The organism is Enterovibrio norvegicus FF-33, from assembly GCF_000286835.2.
Lineage (GTDB): Bacteria > Pseudomonadota > Gammaproteobacteria > Enterobacterales > Vibrionaceae > Enterovibrio > Enterovibrio norvegicus_A.
In genome coordinates, this window is record NZ_AJYD02000038.1 from 2370721 (window position 1) to 2391341 (window position 20621).

19 protein-coding genes are annotated in these 20621 nt (G+C 46.9%); 7 read left to right on the forward strand and 12 right to left on the reverse strand.

Translation table 11 applies throughout. From position 1 onward, the window contains the following. Positions 1 to 676: LysR family transcriptional regulator (locus A1OO_RS18580; RefSeq protein WP_017004046.1), on the reverse strand; the 676-nt coding region annotated here is incomplete at its 3' end. Between the two features lie 113 nt (positions 677 to 789). On the opposite strand from A1OO_RS18580, the gene glyA reads away from it, so the two are divergent. Further along, a complete protein-coding gene (glyA, locus tag A1OO_RS18585) occupies positions 790 to 2124 on the forward strand; it encodes a serine hydroxymethyltransferase (RefSeq protein ID WP_017004047.1) in 1335 nt (444 codons plus the stop codon). Between the two features lie 208 nt (positions 2125 to 2332). Here the strand turns inward: glyA and punR are convergent, their stop codons facing one another. Continuing rightward, positions 2333 to 3235, reverse strand: a complete 903-nt coding sequence (gene punR, locus A1OO_RS18590) for a DNA-binding transcriptional activator PunR (RefSeq protein ID WP_017004048.1) — start codon at positions 3233 to 3235, stop codon at positions 2333 to 2335. Between the two features lie 37 nt (positions 3236 to 3272). Here punR and punC point away from each other — a divergent pair, with 37 nt between their 5' ends. Beyond that, a complete protein-coding gene (gene punC, locus A1OO_RS18595) occupies positions 3273 to 4613 on the forward strand; it encodes a purine nucleoside transporter PunC (protein WP_017004049.1) in 1341 nt (446 codons plus the stop codon). Between the two features lie 63 nt (positions 4614 to 4676). Here punC and A1OO_RS18600 read toward each other — a convergent pair whose 3' ends face one another. From A1OO_RS18600 to htpX, 6 genes are all read right to left on the reverse strand, one after another. Next, on the reverse strand, positions 4677 to 5249 hold the full coding sequence (locus A1OO_RS18600; RefSeq protein WP_017004050.1) for a class I SAM-dependent DNA methyltransferase: 573 nt from the start codon (positions 5247 to 5249) through the stop codon (positions 4677 to 4679). Between the two features lie 195 nt (positions 5250 to 5444). Further along, complete coding sequence (locus tag A1OO_RS18605) at positions 5445 to 6767, reverse strand: DUF1501 domain-containing protein (RefSeq protein ID WP_017004051.1); 1323 nt, start codon at positions 6765 to 6767, stop codon at positions 5445 to 5447. Beyond that, a complete protein-coding gene (locus A1OO_RS18610; RefSeq protein WP_017004052.1) occupies positions 6764 to 8290 on the reverse strand; it encodes a DUF1800 domain-containing protein in 1527 nt (508 codons plus the stop codon). The genes A1OO_RS18605 and A1OO_RS18610 overlap by 4 nt, the downstream gene beginning before the upstream one ends. Before the next feature lie 433 nt (positions 8291 to 8723). After that, positions 8724 to 11024, reverse strand: coding sequence for a penicillin acylase family protein (locus tag A1OO_RS18615; protein WP_017004053.1), 2301 nt, complete (start codon positions 11022 to 11024; stop codon positions 8724 to 8726). 230 nt (positions 11025 to 11254) lie between these two features. Then, positions 11255 to 11611 (reverse strand): VOC family protein, encoded by a 357-nt coding sequence (locus tag A1OO_RS18620; RefSeq protein WP_017004054.1) that lies wholly within the window; start codon positions 11609 to 11611, stop codon positions 11255 to 11257. Positions 11612 to 11733: 122 nt separating this feature from the next. Continuing rightward, positions 11734 to 12615, reverse strand: coding sequence for a protease HtpX (gene htpX / locus A1OO_RS18625; protein WP_026023949.1), 882 nt, complete (start codon positions 12613 to 12615; stop codon positions 11734 to 11736). A 282-nt stretch (positions 12616 to 12897) separates the two neighbouring features. On the opposite strand from htpX, the gene A1OO_RS23655 reads away from it, so the two are divergent. Next, entirely contained in the window at positions 12898 to 13071 is a 174-nt protein-coding gene (locus tag A1OO_RS23655; RefSeq protein WP_016959598.1) for a hypothetical protein, read from the forward strand. Positions 13072 to 13175: 104 nt separating this feature from the next. Here the strand turns inward: A1OO_RS23655 and bioD are convergent, their stop codons facing one another. The 4 genes from bioD to bioB are packed head-to-tail and all read right to left on the reverse strand — an operon-like array spanning position 13176 to position 16931. Then, positions 13176 to 13856: a dethiobiotin synthase gene (gene bioD, locus A1OO_RS18630; protein WP_016959599.1), complete on the reverse strand. Its 681-nt coding sequence runs from the start codon at positions 13854 to 13856 to the stop codon at positions 13176 to 13178. Next, positions 13849 to 14664 carry a malonyl-ACP O-methyltransferase BioC gene (gene bioC, locus A1OO_RS18635; protein WP_017004055.1) on the reverse strand — a complete coding sequence of 272 codons (816 nt, stop codon included), beginning with the start codon at positions 14662 to 14664 and terminating at the stop codon, positions 13849 to 13851. The genes bioD and bioC overlap by 8 nt, the downstream gene beginning before the upstream one ends. Beyond that, entirely contained in the window at positions 14661 to 15863 is a 1203-nt protein-coding gene (bioF, locus tag A1OO_RS18640) for an 8-amino-7-oxononanoate synthase (RefSeq protein ID WP_017004056.1), read from the reverse strand. The genes bioC and bioF overlap by 4 nt, the downstream gene beginning before the upstream one ends. Positions 15864 to 15878: 15 nt before the next feature. After that, a complete protein-coding gene (gene bioB, locus A1OO_RS18645; protein WP_026023950.1) occupies positions 15879 to 16931 on the reverse strand; it encodes a biotin synthase BioB in 1053 nt (350 codons plus the stop codon). 127 nt (positions 16932 to 17058) lie between these two features. Between bioB and bioA the strand changes: the two genes are divergently transcribed. The 4 genes from bioA (at position 17059) to A1OO_RS18665 (ending at position 20331) form a co-directional block, all read left to right on the forward strand. Next, positions 17059 to 18327, forward strand: coding sequence for an adenosylmethionine--8-amino-7-oxononanoate transaminase (bioA, locus tag A1OO_RS18650; protein WP_017004057.1), 1269 nt, complete (start codon positions 17059 to 17061; stop codon positions 18325 to 18327). Positions 18328 to 18400: 73 nt separating this feature from the next. After that, on the forward strand, positions 18401 to 18964 hold the full coding sequence (locus A1OO_RS18655) for an LON peptidase substrate-binding domain-containing protein (RefSeq protein ID WP_017004058.1): 564 nt from the start codon (positions 18401 to 18403) through the stop codon (positions 18962 to 18964). Between the two features lie 67 nt (positions 18965 to 19031). After that, a complete protein-coding gene (locus A1OO_RS18660) occupies positions 19032 to 19664 on the forward strand; it encodes a sigma-70 family RNA polymerase sigma factor (RefSeq protein WP_016959605.1) in 633 nt (210 codons plus the stop codon). Beyond that, a complete protein-coding gene (locus tag A1OO_RS18665) occupies positions 19657 to 20331 on the forward strand; it encodes a ChrR family anti-sigma-E factor (protein WP_016959606.1) in 675 nt (224 codons plus the stop codon). The genes A1OO_RS18660 and A1OO_RS18665 overlap by 8 nt, the downstream gene beginning before the upstream one ends. Positions 20332 to 20621 lie beyond the last annotated feature (290 nt).

Below are 20621 nucleotides of genomic sequence, written 5' to 3' on the forward strand. Positions count from 1 at the left end.
CTCCATGTCCGTCTAGTACCGACTGTAAGATCAAACCATACAGACTTGAACGGCGCATTTTCGCTACCCCTTTGGCAATGACTTTCTCGTCTTGCCAGAATCGCCAATCATCATGCCAATTCATATCTTGATAAAGAACTGGCGTCACCGCTTTATAGGCTTTTGATGCCACAGGGATCAGCGTCTCTTTCCACAAGCATTGCCAGTTTTTACCTGGATCATGCTGAAAATAGCCAATGGCAATATCCGTGTCTTGGGGGTTGCCCGACACCGCAGAAACAGCCGTAATTTCGATCTCGTTATCTGGAAAATCATGCTGATAAACACCCAGCCTTTTTTGCAGCCAAAGCTGAGCAATAGCATGCTGCGTGATTAACTTTACTGGGGCTAATCGACCGTGCTTAATCCAATCCACATAGTTTTCTAACGACGAAAGTGATGTTTTAACAAGAAGTAAAAATTCTTGGCCTTTGGCGGTCAAGGTCACGCCTTTTCCATGCCTCGCGAAGAGTTGCACTCCGATGGTGCTTTCCAATTTTTTGACTTGATACGCAACGGCTGACGCTGTGAGAAAGAGCTCTTCACCCGCCCTGGCAAAGCTTTCATGTTCAGCGGCAGATTCAAAAGCCACGAGCGCATCAAGCGGCGGTAATTGCGGATAACGTTGAGATCGCATTGTACTTATGCCCAAATTCATTTTTGCCTTACACAAAAAATAATCCATTTGAGATAACTCTGCTGTCGCGTTTTGATAGAAGCATCAAAAAAACATGACAGGGGAGCAGCAGTATGACATTTCACGCAAAACCTTGGGTAAACGACACCTTGAATCAATTTGCTGATCAATCACTTCAAGAGTTTGATCTCAACAACGGCCAGGCGCTGGTCTCTGCCATCTATGCACTAGCAGACGAAAGCCGCACCATTCATGAAAAACAGTGCATTAACCTCAACCCTGCTACCAATATCATGAACCCTAAGGCTGAAGCACTATTGGCTTCTGGCATTGGCTCTCGCCCTTCTCTCGGTTATCCCGGTGACAAGTACGAGATGGGGTTAGAAGCCATTGAGCAAATTGAGCTGATTGCCGCGCAGCTTGCCTGCGATGTGTTTGAAGCCAAGTATGCTGAAATCCGTGTTGCTTCGGGTGCCATGTCGAATTTGTATACATTCATGGCGACCTGCAAAGCAGGCGATACCGTGTTAGTGCCACCCGCATCAATTGGCGGTCATGTTACGCATCACAACGCTGGAGCAGCGGGATTGTACGGCTTAAATATTGTGGAAATGGCGGCAGATGCTTCGCATTACACGGTAGATCTGGATGCGCTGCGAGAACAAGCTCATGTGCTTAAACCCAAGCTCATCACCATTGGCGGAAGCTTAAACTTGCTACCACACCCAATCACGGAAATTCGTGCGATTGCGGATGAAGTGGGCGCTTATGTGTTGTTTGATGCAGCGCACCAGTGCGGGATCATTGCGGGAAAAAGCTGGCCTAATCCACTCAACGAAGGCGCGCATGTGATGACAATGAGCACCTACAAAAGCCTTGGTGGACCACCAGGTGGTTTAATCGTTTCCAATGATATAGAACTGATGGAGAAAATTGATGCGATTGCGTTTCCGGGGCTAACGGCCAATTTTGATGCCGCGAAATCTGCGGCTCTGGCAGTGTCATTGTTGGATTGGAAAAGCTACGGCGAAACTTATTCTGAAGCCATGATCGACACCAACCAAGCACTAGCAAAAGCCTGCCAAGCGGAAGGTTTACCTGTGTTTCAAGTTGAAACACCAAATGGGCTGACACCTTCCCTTTCACATCAGTTTGCCATCATTTCAGCCCCCTTTGGTGGCGGGCAAACCATGGCGAAAAAACTGAGAAAGGCCAACATCCTAACCTGTGGCATTGGCCTTCCAATCGACGCTGTTGATGGTGATATGAATGGTCTGCGTTTTGGTACTCCCGAAATCGTGAGAGCCGGATTCACCGTCAATGACATGCCAGCAGTCGCTAAACTGATTGCCGATTGCTTGTTTGAAAGACGCCCTAATGAAGACATTGCAAACGATGTATCAGCGCTTCGAGAAACATATAGTGAGCTCGCTTATGTGTTGAATTAACATCTTATTACTCGAGCAATTATGTAACCATATCAACGTTAAAAGCGAAAAAAGAGCAACCAAAAGCAACGTCAATTCGATTATCTATGGCTAGATAATAAGCAAGCGACACCAAGCATTAGTCTACTAACGAGCTATCTTAATTTACGTTATAAGTACAACAAAGTTAGAAGACTAATGCTTGGCCGCTATTTCAAGTTATGCCAACTCACTCCAACCACTCTCTATGCGCTTTTTCAGCGTCACCCAAATAATCCAAGATCCAATTCACAGCAGGGTTTTCTTTATCTGTTCTCCATGCAATGCAGCACGGGCTTCTTGCTGGCGGCTCAACCAGTGTTTTTTCAACTAACTCCCCTGTTTTCAAATATAACTCTGCCATATGTGACGGCATGGCGCCGATACCTAAACCTGACCGGAAACATTGAATCGCACTATGCCAATTGGGAACGGTTAAACGACGTTGGTTATCCAGCAGCCAAGTGGCGCGTTTGGGTAGAATACGGGAAGTGTCTTCAAGACAAATGGCCGGATAGCCAAGAAGCTGTTCATTTCGTAACGGTTCGCTTTCTTTGGCTAAAGGGTGGTCTTTGGATACCACAAATCGCCAAGTCAGGATCCCCATATCGCGATAACTGAGGTTTCCGCTAACCGGCACCGCAGCCGTTGCGCCGATGGCGATATCTGCTCTGTCGTAGGCCAATGCATCCCACACGCCGTTAAACACTTCCATGGTAAGCAACAATTCCACGTCAGGGAACGCATCATAAAAATCACGCACCAATGAATCCACGCGATCTTCACGCACCACGTTATCCAACGCCAAGGAAACGCTTCGCGTCCAGCCATTAGCGACACGTTGAGTTTGATCTCGGATCTCGTCCATACGCTTCATCAAGTCACGCGCTTCAACAACGAAAAACTCGCCTGCTGGCGTTAAACGCACTGCACGGTGCAATCGCTCAAATAAATTCACAGCAAGTTTGTCTTCCATTTGTCGAATGGTATAGCTCACTGCGCTTGGCACCTTGTGCATTTCTTCAGCTGCCGCAGAGAAACTCCCTCGCCTTGCAACCGCGTCCACTACCTGAAGATCTTGATAAGAAAACATAAATTCTGCCTTTGAGCCTGCCACTGTTAATTATCAAATGTGCCACTCGACGCTTCACATCAAATATTTTGAAAGCAATGGCGAAATTTTAGCGTTTCACAGCGCTTTTCGCTACCGCTACACTCCACAACCAAGTAAATCCGAGAATAATGAACGGACAAGTGAAATGAAAAATTCTGTTCCAATGACAACGATGATTTGGTTCGCAGCGCTGAGCATGCTCGGCTTCCTCGCGACCGACATGTACCTGCCCGCTTTTGAAAACATCCGCCTTGAGATGGGTACATCGCAATCTATGATTGGCCTGTCGCTGACCGTATTCCTTTTGGGTATGGCGCTTGGACAGATTGTTTATGGCCCAATGTCTGACCGTATTGGCCGAATTAAAGTGCTCGTTGGCGGTATGGCGCTGTTTAGTGTGGCAACCATTGCCTGCTTTATGGCTAACAGCATTGAAGTTTTCCTTGCTGCCCGTTTTGTGCAAGCTCTGGGGGCGTGCAGTGCGTCTGTGATTTGGCAAGCCGTGGTGATTGACCGCTACGATAGCAAAACATCACAACGTGTATTTGCTACCATCATGCCGTTGGTTGCTTTGTCTCCGGCACTTGCGCCTCTGCTAGGTGCAGGCCTTGAAGCTCAGTTCGGCTGGCGCAGTATCTTTATTGTTCTGGTCGGCTTAGGTGCTTTGTTGGTTATGGCTACACTACGCCAACAAGAAAGTGCGCCCGTGATCAACAGCGATGAGAAAATTGGTGCGAAGCTGGTTAGCGATTACAAGCACATTATTAGCTCACGCAAGTTTATCGGTAACATGCTGGTATTTGCAGGCTGTTCAGCCGCATTCTTTGCATGGCTGACAGGCTCTCCGTTTGTCATGACTGAGATGGGTTACAGCGGTGCTGACATCGGCATGAGCTATGTGCCACAAACTATCGCGTTTATTGTCGGTGGTTACAGCTGTCGTGCGCTACTGAATAAATTCGACGGATCAGTACTTCTGCCTTGGTTTGTGGGTCTATTTATCGCCAGTGTTGCCGTTATCTTCGCGATTTCTTGGCAGACAGACGTGACTAACATTTGGCCTGTCCTGATCCCGTTCTGCTTCTTGGCAGCGGCAAACGGCGCTATCTACCCTATTGTGGTGAACAAAGCGCTAGAAGAGTTCAAACATTGCAGCGCAACGGCAGCAGGTTTGTTGAACTTCCTGCAAACCATGATTTGTTTCGTGGCAAGTGGCATTGTGTCGGCGTTGGCAGTGAGCGGTTTGCTTACCGTATCCGCCGTGATGATGGGTGCTGCTGCAAGTGTAGGTCTTGGTCTGGTATTAAGCTGGAATGGCAACCGTGTGCCGTTCGAGGACAACGCACAAACGGCGTAATTGTTCTCAAGGTTACCTTGCCTGTTTACATAAGAAACCGCCTTTTCGAGGCGGTTTCTTCGTTTAATCGATGCGTTGTCCTACTGCCATTAATACGCGCATGTCACCCATACTGAAGGGATGAGAAGTAGAAACAAGGTTAATGCCTGCGTGAATGTAAGCATCTTCAATCTCACTTGCCTTAAAGCCTACACCCGAACTTTCACTCTTTTCCCAATCCCATTGCACCAACAAACCTTTGTCTGCCAACAGCATCGCCAGCAGCGCGATGGTTTCGGGATAATCCGGCACAAAGGCCAATGATGACGACGCTACGATCAAATCAAAACGCTTACCCGCCTGTCGACACTCACGAACGAGCGCTTCATCAACTACACCTGCCACAGTGTTCACGTTTGGTAGCGCTTTCGCATCTAATACACCGATCATCTTTGAAGCGGGATCTATAGCAGTAATGAACGCCGCTTCTGGTGATAGCTTTTCGGTCAATAACCCCGTCCCGCAACCAAAATCCAGAATGGTGAGTTCTTTAATATTCACAACATCAGTTAATGAGCGGACAGCATTATCTGAATAGGCGATGACCGCTTGGTTGCCATCCCATCCTTCAGCCATATCATCCCAGCTTTCGCTCATTTCATTTTCCCTAATGCTTTGTGAATAAGCTGAAAATACTAAGGCAATTCGAGTCTTATCGCTATAAACGTGTATTTACTTAGTGCTTTACTGAGCGTTTTGTCCAATCTCACCCCCCTTTATGTCTCTATAAGTACAAATACATCGACAAAAAAGCCAGAGCACTTGGCTCTGGCTTTTTGTTTACGATAGACGTTACGACGCCACGGAGTCAGCTCGCATTGGCCCACCGAACTTAGTCAAGGTGGGGAAAACAGTGTTCAGTGCACTGTTATTTAGCCCCAGCCACTTAACCATATGTGCGGCGTATTGCTCATGGCTAATGGATGGAATAAGTCGTCCATCGCCATTGTCGTCTTGACCGTTTCGGGTGAAGTCAGGATATGTACCGAAACACTGCTTACCTGCAGTGTTTCCGCCAAAGATAAACTGACCGCCACCCCACCCATGATCAGAACCTTTACGTGCATTGTCGTGCATGCTGCGGCCAAACTCTGACATTGTGAAGGTCATAACGTTGTCGGTCAGCCCTTCTGCATCTAGCGCCGTATAGAAGCCTGCAATGGCCTCAGAAAACTCCTTCATCAGTTCGTCTTGGCGACGTACTTGATTATCATGGGTATCGAATCCACCAATAGAGACGTAAAACACCTGACGGTTATGTCCCAGCATTTGCGCCGCATCGATCATCTGTTTAATGGCGCGAAGTTGGCTTCCCAGATTTGACGCTGGAATGCGTTTATCTTGCGGAATTGACGCGATTATCGGTTCCATCTGCTGCTGGGCGTCAACGGCCTGTTTAACCATATCTGCATACCCAGCCACTAACGGTGAATCATAGTGTTGAGTTGCCATGGTTTCATAACTCGTGCGGATAACATCACTGGTCAATGCTTGAAGCTCTTCAAAGCCATTTTTATTCACAAACATTTTGTCAGAATTAAAGCTATCGAGCAGCGTATTTGGCCCAGTGTAAAAGCTGTTTGGAATACCAGACATATCACGCATCAGGACATCCATTGACATTCCTAGCCAACCTTGCCCACTGTAACGATCACCCTGCCAACTGTGCTGCCACACTTCTTGCTGTTTATTGTGCGCAAACAAATACGGTGGCAATTCTGCTTTCCCACTAACAATGTCTTCTTTTTGGGTGGGCTCTAGCAATGGCCCTACATTCATCGCCAGGCTCACCTTTCCCTTTTGGAATATCGGCATCAGCGGCTTTAAAGATTTGTGTAGACCAAACTCGACATCGTTTTTATCTCGGATATCGATAGGTAACAAACTTTGCCGAGAAACTGCGATACCCTTTCGAGATGAGGCGTATTTGTTGTAGTTGGTACTATCCATTGGAAGCACCTGATGGAAAAAGTCATTCCCCCCATTTAAGAACACACATACCAATGCTTTATAATCTTCTGCGTCTTCGGCAATAGCACTAAAACTCATGGGCGCAGATACTGTCGCGCTCACTGCCCCGATTGATTGAATAAAGTGGCGTCGTGTTAATTTCATGCGCGATTCTCCTGAACGTGAAAATACGGGGAAGCCAAAGCAATAAATAACAGGCGTTGCACCCATTTGCCGGGATGAATATCGATTCCGTTATAGTGCTCTCTTAACACGCGCTTAAGTGGTTCGGGCATGCTTCCATTGAAGAACCGTTCTGAAACCTCTTGTGTAAACCCTTCAATGTCTTTGTTTTGAATAAGTACTTTCAAGCTTTCAACATCAATATAAAGCTGTTTTTTTAATGGCTTATTAATGTCCTGAAGATTCAGTCTTAAAATGCCATAAATGAAATTATGCACGTAGATAACATGTGACCAATCAACGATTTGTAACTCTGGCGCGACCAAATTGTTATCAGCTACCACACCTTTAGGGGCATAGTCCGGTAAATAAAAATTAAATACCGATGGCGAGCCTAGCGGATACTGATTACAGGTTTTCAGATAAATCAGATCCGATTCTACTAATGCACTTCCGCCGCCAGGTAGCACATCCAGTGCACGATAAACGTACACCAGCGACAGCCAAGGCTCTCTGACCTTACTCATTGACTGTGGCGGTGCTGTGTAAACCTCATCATCAGTCAAAATTGCCCATACGACGGCTTTCAAATCGCCTGTTTCACCCTCGCCATTATCGTCAAATACCTCAGAAACACGACGGACATAATCTGATGATGGGTTAGAGCTAACCAGCTTTTGAATCAAATTTTTGCAGATATTTGGGGCGGTCGAAGGGTGGTGAAGCAACAGCTCCATCACTTGATCCATTTCCTGATCAGCGGGAACATTTTTGGCAAAGTGATGACCTAATATGTGTTTTTCACCACGGTCATGATCGCTTTCATTCGCTGCCATCGGTGTCATCAGATGCGAATCAGTATGGCTCCAGCCTGTGAACACACGGGCTAACTCTTGAATATCTTTTTCGTGATAGCAAGGCTTTGGCGAACCATTGGCATCCAAAATCAGGCTTCCATCGGAAGCGCGCTGATAAAGACCTACGGAGAAAAGTTGTAGGATTTCTCTGGCATAGTTTTCATCAGGACGACGACCTGTTTCTGGATCGCCTATTTGGTTCCCTACCATAGTCAGATAGTGACCCATGACGGGAGACAACGACACAGCCTTGAGCAAATCGCGATAATTGCCAAACGCATGCTCACACAGTAAGTCGTTATAGTTGGCAACGGCAGGAGTATGATTAATCAATGTCGCATCTTGATCTGAAGCGACAAAAATCTGAGTCAAAGCATAAGCAATACGTTGCCTTAATTGATCATCGGCGTAAAACGCGATATCTAACCAAGCACGGATACGTGTAGAGCGCGATGGCATCTTTCCATAGTCTTGTGCGTCGAACTGTTTTTCACATTGTGACAAATGAGAAGTGACAGGAAGGCTGACCTGTTCGTCAAACCATGCTTTAGCGCGTTTATCAATCATCGCATGTGCTTCGCCGCGCTTCGGACCAAATGTCGCCAGATCCAGCCAACGTGAGGCATGCTGAAAAGAATCAAATTGCATATCGAATACCCTTAATTTGGTCGGGCATTCCTGATACTTATTATTTTTATTAAGTATCAACTTCGAATCACCCGAATCGCAAACAAGAATATTCATATTTCTTACCCTAAAACATAGTAGTGACTAAATTATTAGTCACCACTCTAATTAAACGCCAAGGTATCAATATTAATACATTGATGATATTGATTATTTACACGCTTTTGTGAATGAAACCCAACAAAGTCTCGATAGTGCAACACTATCCGTTAATTTCTCTCATCAATTTGATTAATATAACAATAAATAAACTCACCATTTGTTAAGTAATCAGACAACTGCTCATCAGACAGCTATTTAATAGTGTAAGCACAAAGGGACGTTTAATCTTCAGGGAAAGGTTAAAACAAGAGGAGGCGGTAAATGACACGATATCCGATATACCCAAATAACCTTAGGAAGCTGGACTGAAAACGATTTGATAGTGCGGCTGGGCAGGCAGTAATGGCGTTGAGGCTTGCTCGATATACGCATCGAACCCTGAACGGTAAAAAGGAGAAAGCGGATGACCACTTTGCCCACCAGGTAGGGTCAGAATACCATTCACCTCGTCTCCGGGTTGGACAATTAAACGCTGTGAGGCACCAGATGCCTTCCCTTGAACGGCTGGCATATATCGATCGCCAAACGCTTCAGCTTTAGGCATATCTAGCAGCTTGCTCAATATGGGAATTTGGCGACTAAACGGGTGCTGAACATTGAGTGTGTTGATACTCCCCCAGCGCAGGGCCTGCAGTGAGCCATCAACATGCCCTGTTGTATCTACCATCAGATCATCACGCATCGTCACATACGCTGCAGTGAGGAAACGATTCCAATCTGCGTGTCCAGCGGGTAACCAACTTGCTGGTTTTTCATCGACCAATTGCCATAACGCTGGCTCTAATTGCCTTTCCAGCAAGCCCAAGCTGAGTCCATTTTCGGCAAGTTGTGTTTCTATTGGAGCGAACAAGATATCCATTAAAGTATCGCGGTACTTTCTCACTAACGTATAACCGACAGAATCAGCACATGCGCAGCGCTGCCAGTTTTCCAACGCGGTAATATCGTCGTTAAAGCGCGCTGGTTCTCGCTGTAAATTAGTGAGCAACACACGGTGCCATCGATCCAAGAAGAAGGCTTCATTGTCTAGCTGGATTCGATAGAAGTCCTCCGGATCAAATACGTCTTTTTCGAACAATCGCTGTTTTATTTGTACGCTTCTCGCGCCCAATGCATAGCCACCATTACCAAAACGGGCATCTTGCTTGGTGCTCACGACCCTACTGTTCCCTGTCCATACCATCGAACGTTTTGGGTTGATGATAAAGGGCACATCGCGCGCTTGTTGACCCCACGCTTTGTCATATAGAAACGAAGGAAGAGGTATTTGAGCGGGTTTTCGTCTGTCAGGCATTGCGCCTGTTGCTTGCCATCCGATGTTGCCATCTTTGTCGGCGACAACCATGTTCTGAACCGGAATGCCTGTTTCCTTGCTAACTTCAAAAGCAGATTCAACTGTTTGAGCAGTTTCTAAATTCAATAGGTTCAAATTCACAGCATAGTCTTGGTGTGCTACCCAAGAGAGTGCGAATTTTTCCCCATTAACAATTTTCACAGGCCCAAATTCGCTCATTTCGAGCAGGTATTTATGCTCCCCTTTTTGCGTGGGAATACTTTCTGACACCAAGGCCGTTTTGTCATCGTCAGCTAACCTGTACCAATCCGCGGTATCTATATAGCCATTCGTAAAACCCCAGGCTATATGGCCGTTTGAGCCAACCACTACCGCGGGGGCACCCGGTAAGGTGACACCCGTGATCTGGCGGTCATCACTGTCTTCTTTATAGTTAAGTTGAGCACGATACCAAATGATAGGAACTTGAATACCAAGATGCATATCATCCGATAGCATTGCGCGACCATCACGAGTTAATGCTCCCCCTACCGCCCAGTTGTTACTGCCAACAACCGCTGAATCATCGATGTCTCGCGTCATGGCTGCGGTAACAATTTCAGCAGAAAGGGAAGGTATCCGTACTTTTTTGAGAGGAAAACGGCTGCCATCCAGTGCCGCTTGATACTGGCTAGGCTGGGTCACAAACCCAACCATGTCTTCACCAAAGCTATCTTCGAGCGCACCCATAGTGAGGTCTCTATTTAGGCTTCGGCCTTGCAGGTCAAGATACATACTAAATATCGCAAGTAACGAGTCCTCAGGAAGCCAAGGCTTTCGCTCCGCTTGCGTCACCACATACTCAAACGATGGGAAAGTTGCTTGTGCAAGGGCATCATTCACGCCGTGGGCATAGGCATTAAGCTGCTGCTTTTGCGCCGAAGGCAACATAGCCACTATCTCGCGACTGCGTTTTCTGAATTGGTGAAATCGCGTACTTTCATCAAGAGACAATGCCGCATCGCCAAATAGCTCAGATAACTCCCCGGCAGCATTCCGTCGCAGTAAGTCCATTTGAAAGAAACGATCTTGTCCGTGCGCATAGCCTAATGCGTAAGAAGCATCTGTACGATTATCGGCAATGATGATCGCTGTACCAAGTTCATCGCGCTGCAGATAAGCCGTGTCGGATATTGTTGTGGCAGTGGAGACCCCCGACAGCGCAGGCAGGCTCAATGCGAGACCGCCATAAACGATAGCAGTGGCAAGCAGCGCTATTAGAATCGCAGCAATAAACAGAAATCTAATTACTTTAAACATGCCCCTTCCCTGGCTGTTTTACGTTTTCATCTATGCAACGTCTCGGAAGTGTTCGCCAATACACGGAAATCAATATGGTAAATAAAACGCTCTGAAAGACTTTTAATAATGCTATCGCGTGTTGCCTATGGATTGTTTAAAAAATAAACACCTTTGCAACAGAGATCGACAAAAGAAAGCGGTTGCAAATACAACCGCCAATAACATTCACCAATACTCATATCTACCCTTTAATGACTGTGAAGGCCAACCCTATTCCCTTCACTATCTTCGATATGGGCATAGACACCAAAATCACCAATCGGGGTTTTTGCTTTTAAAATGGCACTGTCGGATATACGTGCCAAGACTTCATCTATGTTTGCGACGCTGAAATAAATCATGGTTGATGATGCTCCAGGCGTATTTTCTTCACAGGCTATAAGCGTTCCTGTCGCACCATAGCCTCCTTCTTCAACAGGAAACCACGCCATATGGACACCACTGACTTCCTGCCGCTTCAATGTCATACCCAACGTCTTCTCATAGAAGCCAATCGCTCGCTCCATATCTGTCACTGCAATTTCAAACCATCCAACCGGATTCATATCTACCTCTATGTTTTCTTCCTAGCGTCCTATCAAACTAGCTGAAGAAACACGATCCCGAACTAAAAACAAAAACGCCTCCAATAAATGGAGGCGTTTTAGCAAGGTTAAGACAGGGGTGATTACAAATGATCACCACGACGCAATGCGTCAATACGCTTATCAAGTGGTGGATGCGTCATGAAGAATTCGCTCAATGATTTTTTACCATTGATGCCAAACGCCATCATTGACCCTTCCAAACGGCTTTCGTGGCTCACTTTTAGCCTTTCCAGTGCCGCGATCATTTTCTCTTTGCCAACCAGTTTGGCAGAACCTGCGTCGGCTTTGAATTCGCGATGACGGCTAAACCACATGGTCAAGATGCTCGCCAACATGCCAAATACAATTTCAAGCACCGAGGACACGATGAAATACACCATGAAGCTGCCACCACCTTCACCTTCTTCGCTGTTGTTGTTCATGCCACTGATGGCACCAGCAATTAAGCGAGAGATGAAGATAACAAAGGTGTTAACCACACCTTGCATCAGCGTCATCGTGATCATATCACCATTGGCAACATGACTAATTTCATGAGCCAATACGGCTTCGGCTTCGTCACGAGTCATGTTTTGTAGCAGACCACTTGATACCGCAACCAATGACGCATCACGTTTTGCGCCAGTGGCAAATGCGTTAATGTCGTCAGAGTAGTAAATAGCCACGGTTGGCATGCCGATACCGACTTGCTGAGCCTGACGACTCACTGTGTTCATCAACCAATGTTCAGTTTCATTGCGTGGGTGTTCAATCACTTCGCCACCCACCGAACGCAGCGCCATTGATTTTGACATCAACAATGACACCAGTGACCCACCAAAACCGAACAATGCGGCCATCAGCAGCAAGCCAGACAAACTGCCCGGTTGCATGCCTGTTACGGCATAAACGATGTTTAACACGATGCTGAATACAAACAGCACCGCTAGGTTGGTCATTAAAAATAAAGCTATGCGTTTCATTACTAGTTTTGTCTCCGAAAAATTGAAGCGCTATGGATGAGATAGTAGGGTCAAACCGCGGAAAAACAACCCTATGTAGCAATTTGTAACGTAAATTATTGCAACGCTATAATTGGTGCTACTTTTTAACAGCACGCTGAACGGCTTCTTCATTTGTCTAAATTAGACTTTGGTCGAGTTGAAAAGAAGCCGTATCAGGAATAGTGTGTCGTAAAGGGTGAGCGTGTTATTGAACACGCTTAAGTACTCCACAGTGGAATGCGGTTCTAAGGAGAGGAAACCATGGCTGATAAAGAAAATTATCGTGTTGCAATCGATATCCTTTGCTGTCACTTAGGCATGAGCTTTGATGAGGCGTGTACAGAGTTGGGGCTTGCTGACGACGAGAACCAAAAACTGAAACAGGTATCTGATGTTCAGCAATCGCTGATGGGTCTGCTTGAAGACAATAAATAAGCTATTGTTGCAGTAGCAAGCTAGCCATTTGTGGCAAAACGAATATTAAAAGCCAGCATTGCGCTGGCTTTTTTCATTATTCTGGCACTCGCAGATTTTGACGTTTACAGCCCCAAGGGTGCAATGTCGATGTAGCCGCTCAAATCTCTGGATTTGATGGATGGCATGTAAGGGATCTCTCCCAGCTTTGGCACTTTCAGGTGATGTTCTAGCGTTTTGACGATATCACTGTAATGCTCCGTGCCAGGATTAATGCGGTTAGCCACCCACCCCACAACTTCCAGCCCATCACGACGAATCGCTTCAGCGGTTAAGTAAGCGTGATTTAAACACCCTAATTTAATTCCAACGACCAAGATAACAGGGAGCTTTTCCTCTCCAACCCAATCTGCCAATGTGCTGTCATAACTTACAGGTACGCGCCAACCGCCCGCGCCTTCGACTAACGTAACATCTGCTTTGGTTTGAATATTCCTTAAACCGTCACTCAGTAACGCAAAATCAACACTGCTATTTTCAATCTCAGCGGCAATATGAGGAGAGCACGCGGCTTCTAGTAGACATGGGTTTACATCTTGATAGCGAACGTCAACAGTCGAGCATTCACGAAGACGTATAGCGTCCGAATTCATTGGGCCTTGCTCTGTCTCTTCGCTGCCTGCGGCAACAGGTTTATAGCCAACGACACTGTAACCCGCTTTAGACACGGCTTGCATGATCGCCATCGAGGCGACCGTTTTACCTACTTCTGTGTCTGTGCCTGTCACGAAATAGCTTTTAGTCATTATTTATCGCTCCGAAGCAAACTTGATATGTTGCGGGGACGAAACCATCTTCTAACTGAAATTCCCGATAGGTGTTTTCCAATTGAATAAATGTTCGCTTGCCAACGAGTCCCGCTTCTCTTCCCTCAGATAGATGTGTCGCGCCAATACCTTTTAGGTCTTTCATCAGTGCGAGTGCTGAGGGGTATCTTTCTATTAACGTCTGGCATTCTAAGTGGTGATTCGCACTTCCAGCTTGCGCAAGCGCAAGGTTTACCTGCTTTAGCGTCAGAAATGTGTTCACGTGTTGACGTGAATCAACTTGGCTCCATGCCTGTTTTAATTCATACAGCGAACCATCGAGTAACGTGGAGAACAAAATCGTCCCCCCAGGCCTCACAACTCGCTTCATTTCTTGCAAAGGCACCGACAGATCGTTGCACCATTGCAGCGCCAAGGATGTAAATACAACATCAACACTGTTATCGGCAAATGGCAGTGACTCTGCATCTCCAGACACATACTGCAACGCGTCTCCACAACGTGCTCTCGCGTGCTCTAGCATTTGTTCGGACAGATCCAGCGCGATAACCTGCGCGCCGTGCTTCGCGATTTGCTCACTAAAATATCCGGTCCCACAGCCTAGATCGAGCACGGTTTTTTCTTGCCAATCCGGCAGCAGTGACATCAATTCATGACCAACACGTCGCTGAAACGCAGCACTTTGGTCGTATGTTGCAGCGGCGCGGCTGAATGCGTCTTTTATGGCGTTTTTTTCCTCGCACAAAGCGAGTGAGGCGTCGAGATGTAACGATACGGCTTGGCTCATGCGCCCTCCTCTATACAACGACGGAGTGAAGCGGCGAGATCGCTGACCTGCGCTTCTGATTGGTTAACGGATAGCGTAATGCGAAGACGCGCTGTATTGGCTGGCACGGTGGGCGGACGAATCGCTCCCGTCAAAAAACCGGTTTGTTTCAGACTCTGCGCGACGGTTTGCATCCGTTCAACCGAACCTAATACGACAGGTTTAATCGGTGTGATGGTATTGATAACTTCAGAGCAATCAGAAAGCGCTGAATGAAAACACGCCGACAACACCGCGAGCTTCTCCCTGCGCCATGACTGTGATTTCACCATAGAAAGGGCGTGAGACAAGGCATAGGCCTGTGCAGGCGGCATAGCTGTGGAGTAAACATAGTGACGAGCAAACTGCGTAAGGTACTGATGCACAGACTCGCTACACATGACCGCTGCCCCCATCATGCCAAACGCTTTACCAAAGGTGACAATCAGGATATCTGGCTTCACATTAGCAATGTGCGCGCTTCCCTGTCCTGCATCACCCAGCACACCAATGCCATGTGCATCGTCAACCATCAGCCATGCGTCGTGCGCTTCACAACGAAATTTGATGTCAGCCAATGGCGAGAGATCGCCATCCATACTGAATACGCCTTCCGTGACCACAAAACGCGCTGGTGCATTGGCATTCGAACGCAATAACGCATCCAGCTTTTCAATGCTGTTGTGGGTAAAACGCTGCATTTTAGCTCCTGACAACATACCCGCCTCCATTAAGGATGCGTGGTTCAGTTTGTCTTGCAGCAATACATCGCTTTTCTCAAGCAGCGAAAAAATCACGGCTTGATTAGCTGAAAAACCGCTGTTGAAAAGAATTGCCTGATCAAATCCTAACCAGTCACAAAGCGCTTGTTCGAGGTCTTGGTGAGCATAGGTAAACCCCGTCACCAAAGGCGAAGCTGTACTTCCTGCACCATATTTCGTCAACCCTTCTTGCCACGCCGCAATTACGCTAGGGTCTTGCGCCAGCCCCAAATAGTCGTTGCCGGAAAAGTTGAGATACGACAGGTTATCGCCATCAACGAGCTTTGCACCTTGATGATGGAAAGCACTCACCTTTCGTAAAAGATGTTGCTCTCGACGCGCATCGAGTTTTTTCTCAATACGACGTTGAAGCTGACTAGATGGACGCTGACTTTTTTCAGGCCTTGATTCTACGGGCATGGTTTAGACGCGCCTTTAAACGTTAGCTTCGTAGAACAGATCGTCCTTACCCGGACGCGAAGCAACGCGCTCTGCCACTTGTGACAACAAGGTTTCTTCTTGAATTTCATCGGGTTTTTGAACAGCTTGCTCTCGGTTTACACCCAGCTTCTTGAAAAGCTGCATATCAGCATCTTCGTCAGGATTTGGGGTTGTGAGCAACTTGCAGCCATAAAAGATAGAATTTGCACCTGCCATAAAGCACAGCGTTTGCATCTGCTCGTTCATGTTCTCACGACCCGCAGAGAGACGAACTGCCGACTGCGGCATGATGATCCGAGCGACTGCGATAATACGGACAAAATCGAACGGATCCACATCTTCAACTTCTTCGAGTGGCGTGCCTTTCACTTTAACCAACATGTTAATCGGCACACTTTCTGGGTGATGCGGTAAGTTGGCTAACTCCACCAGCAGCCCCGCACGATCACGTGCATTTTCACCTAAACCAATGATGCCACCAGAACAGACTTTCATACCTGCGCCACGCACATGAGAAAGTGTATCTAAGCGATCTTGGTAAGTACGAGTCGTAATGACATTACCGTAATACTCAGGAGAGGTATCAAGGTTGTGGTTGTAATAATCCAAACCAGCACCCGCCAGCTCTCCCGCTTGATCTGGCGTCAACATGCCCAGCGTCATACAGGTTTCAAGTCCCAAGCCCTTCACGCCTTGGATCATTTCTTTCAAGTAAGGCATATCTCGCGCTTTAGGATTTTTCCACGCCGCGCCCATGCAAAAACGTGTTGCGCCTGAATGCTTCGCTTTTTCGGCGGCTTCAAGAACACGTTCAACTTCCAATAAGCGTTCTTTTTCGACGTCCGTACGATAATGCGCGCTTTGCGGGCAATATTTACAATCTTCTGGACACGCACCCGTTTTGATTGAGAGCAGTGTACTCACTTGTACCTGGTTTGCCGCTTGATACTGTCGATGAACCTGCTGTGCTTCAAACATCAGATCCATAAAAGGTTTTTCAAAAAGGGCCTGCACTTCCTTGACAGTCCAGTTATGGCGTACTTCCACCTGTAATACCTCAAAATGATTAATCGAAAACTTGTTCAGTCTAAAGTCGACCTTTACAATGTCAACAGTAGTTGAAGCTCATGGTTTACATGTGGGCGTTTTTTATACAGATGGATATCGTTAAAACATGGATATAGCTTTTGACCGTGACCATATTTGGCACCCGTACACGTCAACCCTGAATCCCTTGACCTGTTACCCCGTATCTCGTGCAGAGGGCATGCATTTATATTTGGAAGACGGTACTGCTCTGTTAGATGGTATGTCTTCATGGTGGGCAGCGATTCACGGCTACAACCATCCAGCGCTCAACCAAGCGGTGACGGATCAGCTTGGCAAAATGTCGCACGTGATGTTTGGCGGGATCACGCATGATCCCGCCATCAATTTGTGCAAGAAGTTGGTGGCAATGACCCCTGCACCGCTTGAAAAAGTCTTCCTTTGTGATTCAGGCTCTATTTCGGTAGAAGTCGCACTCAAGATGGCGTTGCAATATTGGCACGCTAAAGGCCAACCAAAATCTACCTTCCTTACTTTGCGCCATGGATATCACGGGGACAGCTTTGCGGCCATGTCGGTGACCGACCCAGATAATTCGATGCACAAACTCTATAAAGGCTTTCTTCCCGAGCACATTTTCGCCGACTCCCCTGAGTGCGGATTTTACGATGAGTGGAACGAAGCAGACATCAGCGATTTCAAACACAAGCTGGAGACCAATCTCGACAAAATCGCCGCGGTTATCTTAGAGCCTATCGTGCAAGGCGCAGGCGGAATGCGAATTTACCACCCCATTTACCTCAAGCGCGTACGTGAACTGTGCGATGAACATAGCGTTTTGTTGATCTGTGATGAAATTGCGACGGGGTTTGGGCGCACCGGAAAATTGTTTGCCTGCGAGCACGCTGGTATTTCGCCTGACATCATGTGTTTAGGAAAAGCACTAACCGGCGGTTACATGACCATGGCAGCTACCATTGCCACTAAGCATGTTGCCGATACCGTGTGCAGCGGCGAAGCAGGCTGTTTTATGCATGGTCCAACATTTATGGGTAACCCACTTGCCAGCGCAGTTGCTAACGCCAGCCTGCAACTGCTAATCGACACGCCATGGCAGGATAAAGTGTTAGGGATCGAGAAGCATCTGTCAGACATGCTACCTGAACTCAATGATTTAGATTGTGTCAAAGATGTACGTTGGTTAGGCGCTATCGGTGTCGTTGAAACGCACCAAAGTGTAAACGTCGAAACCATTCAAAAACACTTTGTTGAAGCTGGGGTTTGGATTCGTCCCTTCGGACGATTGGTTTACATCATGCCGCCATATGACATGAGCAACGTTCAATTGAAACAACTTGTTGATGCGATTAAAAACGCCCTAATGGCACAAATGTAGTCGACTGCGTTAGGCAGTGTGATCGGCAACGCTAATCGCCCCGTAAGTTTAAGTACGATTTATGGAGGTACAAATGCAATTAGGTCTATTCCCACTGCCACTCTTTCTCCTGCCTGGAGGCGTAACCCAGTTACGCATATTTGAGCCTCGCTATGTCAGATTGGTCAAAGAGTCCATGGCAGACAATCGTGGCTTCATTTTGGCGATGAAAGAAGGCGATGCCGTTTGTACCTTTGGCACACACGTCAGTATCATTGATTTTGAAACCCTACCCGATGGCTTACTGGGCGTGACAATCAAAGGGATGGCTCGCGTAAAACTGTCCGACATTGTTCAGGAAAAAGATGGCCTTTGGGTTGGTGAGGCTGAATCACTCCCAGATTGGCGAAGCAGCCAACACCAACCCGGTTTCCTAGGTGAAGCACTAGCGGCGCTTTTTGACGCCCATCCTGAACATGCCAACCAATATAGCGAGGATCGCCATTTCGACGACCTCAATTGGGTCTGTCAACGCTGGCTTGAAGTCTTGCCTCTTGCGAACAACCAGAAGCAATGGTTTATTGCCCAAAATGACCTTGAAGAAGCCAAACAATTTATTGATGTTCTCCTTAATGAAGAAAATTCCGTAGAAGAGTGATCCAAATTGAATTGCGGTTCGTTTCTTAAATAATGACTTTATTTGGCAATTTTGGGATTGAATCGTCATGGAATTGGTCGAAGACACATATACTACGAAATCTTTAAACCGTCCGAGTAGTCCAACAAGCATGTCAGCACTCTCACCGGAAAATTTGGCGGAGTTACTTCGTCGCGTCGCTCATGACAGGGATCAGTCTGCATATGCAGCATTGTTTAAACATTTTGCGCCCAAGGTGAAATCTTACGGTTTGCGACACTTGAGAGCTGATGGCCAGGCGTTGGAGTTAGTGCAGGAAACCATGTTGTTGGTTTGGCGCAAAGCGCACCTATACAACGGTGAAAAAGGCGCAGCGTCAACGTGGATTTTCACGATTATGCGTAATGTCAGTTTCGACATGTTGCGCAAAGTGAAAAGCAATCGCGAAGATTGTTTAAGTGGCGATATTTGGCCTCTTATTGAAGGCGAATCTGGCGATCAAGAAGAAGATGCGCTTCATGACCAACTTCAAGCACAGCTGTTTTCGTACATCGATCTCTTGCCTGATCTCCAAAAGCAGGTTGTGCAAGGGGTGTATATTAAGCAGCTGACACACCAAGAATTAGCCGATCAGCTCAATGTGCCACTCGGCACCATTAAATCTCGCTTACGTTTAGGTTTACAAAAGCTGCGTACCCATTTGGAGGTAAACGATGATTAAGTATCATCCGGCAGACGATCTTCTCTATGCCCACGCCGCTGGAACTCTTCCTGCGTCCATGTCTATTGCTGTTTCCGCTCACAGTGAAATGTGTGATTTTTGCGCTAAGAAAGTCGCTCTATTCGAAAATCAGATTGCAGATGAAACATTTAATCTCGCTGATAATAGTGAAGCTTCTTCGAATGCGAGTGACAGTGATGAATTTGCAGGCATGCTTTCAGCGATATTGAGTGACGAGCAGCTGCCAAGCACGCCTATCTCGCCTTCACCCGAGTCTAAGATTGATGTCGCCGGTGAGAGATATACGCTACCAACGGCACTTCGTCGCTACCATCACCTCGGTTGGAGCAGTGTGGGTTCGTTGAGCCGTGCTCGTTTACCTTTAAATGAAGGCGACACACGTGCAAGTTTGCTTCATATCGGGATGAATAGTGGTGTTCCAAGCCACACGCACAAAGGCACGGAAGTGACTCTGTTGTTGAGTGGACATTTCGAAGATGAGCATGATAGCTATGTGCCCGGAGACTTTATTATTCTAGACAGCAGCAATCACCATACCCCGCAAACTCATGATGGTTGCTTATGTTACACAATCGCTGACGCACCGCTTCACTTTACCAAAGGTGTGAGTCAGTTGCTAAACGCGGTAGGACACGTGATTTACTGATGTCTTGCAAAGGTTGAAGCTCTTGTGCAGACGGAGCACCCATACATCAAGCCAATATTAAGCGCCTCAATCGAGGCGCTTTTCTTTTGCATTTCACACCAGCAACACACTTCTTTATCCGATATTTTACATTGCTGATTATAAATTGGTCACTACAAAATCAGGCATCTTAGATCTATAAGTATATTATGTGTTAATTATCACTTTACAGACCACTCATTCACCTGATTTAATCCAGTCGCTAACTAAGCGTTAACAGCTTTTACTCAATACGCCATCGCTAATTTTCA

Coding starts and splice junctions, on each gene's coding strand:
- A1OO_RS18610 (WP_017004052.1), bottom strand. CDS start 8,290: ATGCAATTTGATTCTTTTCAGCATGCCTCACGTTGGCTGGATCTGGCG.
- A1OO_RS18655 (WP_017004058.1), top strand. CDS start 18,401: ATGCAATTAGGTCTATTCCCACTGCCACTCTTTCTCCTGCCTGGAGGC.
- bioD (WP_016959599.1), bottom strand. CDS start 13,856: ATGACTAAAAGCTATTTCGTGACAGGCACAGACACAGAAGTAGGTAAA.
- A1OO_RS18600 (WP_017004050.1), bottom strand. CDS start 5,249: ATGAGCGAAAGCTGGGATGATATGGCTGAAGGATGGGATGGCAACCAA.
- A1OO_RS18615 (WP_017004053.1), bottom strand. CDS start 11,024: ATGTTTAAAGTAATTAGATTTCTGTTTATTGCTGCGATTCTAATAGCG.
- bioA (WP_017004057.1), top strand. CDS start 17,059: ATGGATATAGCTTTTGACCGTGACCATATTTGGCACCCGTACACGTCA.
- htpX (WP_026023949.1), bottom strand. CDS start 12,615: ATGAAACGCATAGCTTTATTTTTAATGACCAACCTAGCGGTGCTGTTT.
- bioF (WP_017004056.1), bottom strand. CDS start 15,863: ATGCCCGTAGAATCAAGGCCTGAAAAAAGTCAGCGTCCATCTAGTCAG.
- A1OO_RS23655 (WP_016959598.1), top strand. CDS start 12,898: ATGGCTGATAAAGAAAATTATCGTGTTGCAATCGATATCCTTTGCTGT.
- punC (WP_017004049.1), top strand. CDS start 3,273: ATGTGCCACTCGACGCTTCACATCAAATATTTTGAAAGCAATGGCGAA.
- A1OO_RS18605 (WP_017004051.1), bottom strand. CDS start 6,767: ATGAAATTAACACGACGCCACTTTATTCAATCAATCGGGGCAGTGAGC.
- glyA (WP_017004047.1), top strand. CDS start 790: ATGACATTTCACGCAAAACCTTGGGTAAACGACACCTTGAATCAATTT.
- bioC (WP_017004055.1), bottom strand. CDS start 14,664: ATGAGCCAAGCCGTATCGTTACATCTCGACGCCTCACTCGCTTTGTGC.
- A1OO_RS18660 (WP_016959605.1), top strand. CDS start 19,032: ATGGAATTGGTCGAAGACACATATACTACGAAATCTTTAAACCGTCCG.
- A1OO_RS18665 (WP_016959606.1), top strand. CDS start 19,657: ATGATTAAGTATCATCCGGCAGACGATCTTCTCTATGCCCACGCCGCT.
- punR (WP_017004048.1), bottom strand. CDS start 3,235: ATGTTTTCTTATCAAGATCTTCAGGTAGTGGACGCGGTTGCAAGGCGA.
- A1OO_RS18620 (WP_017004054.1), bottom strand. CDS start 11,611: ATGAATCCGGTTGGATGGTTTGAAATTGCAGTGACAGATATGGAGCGA.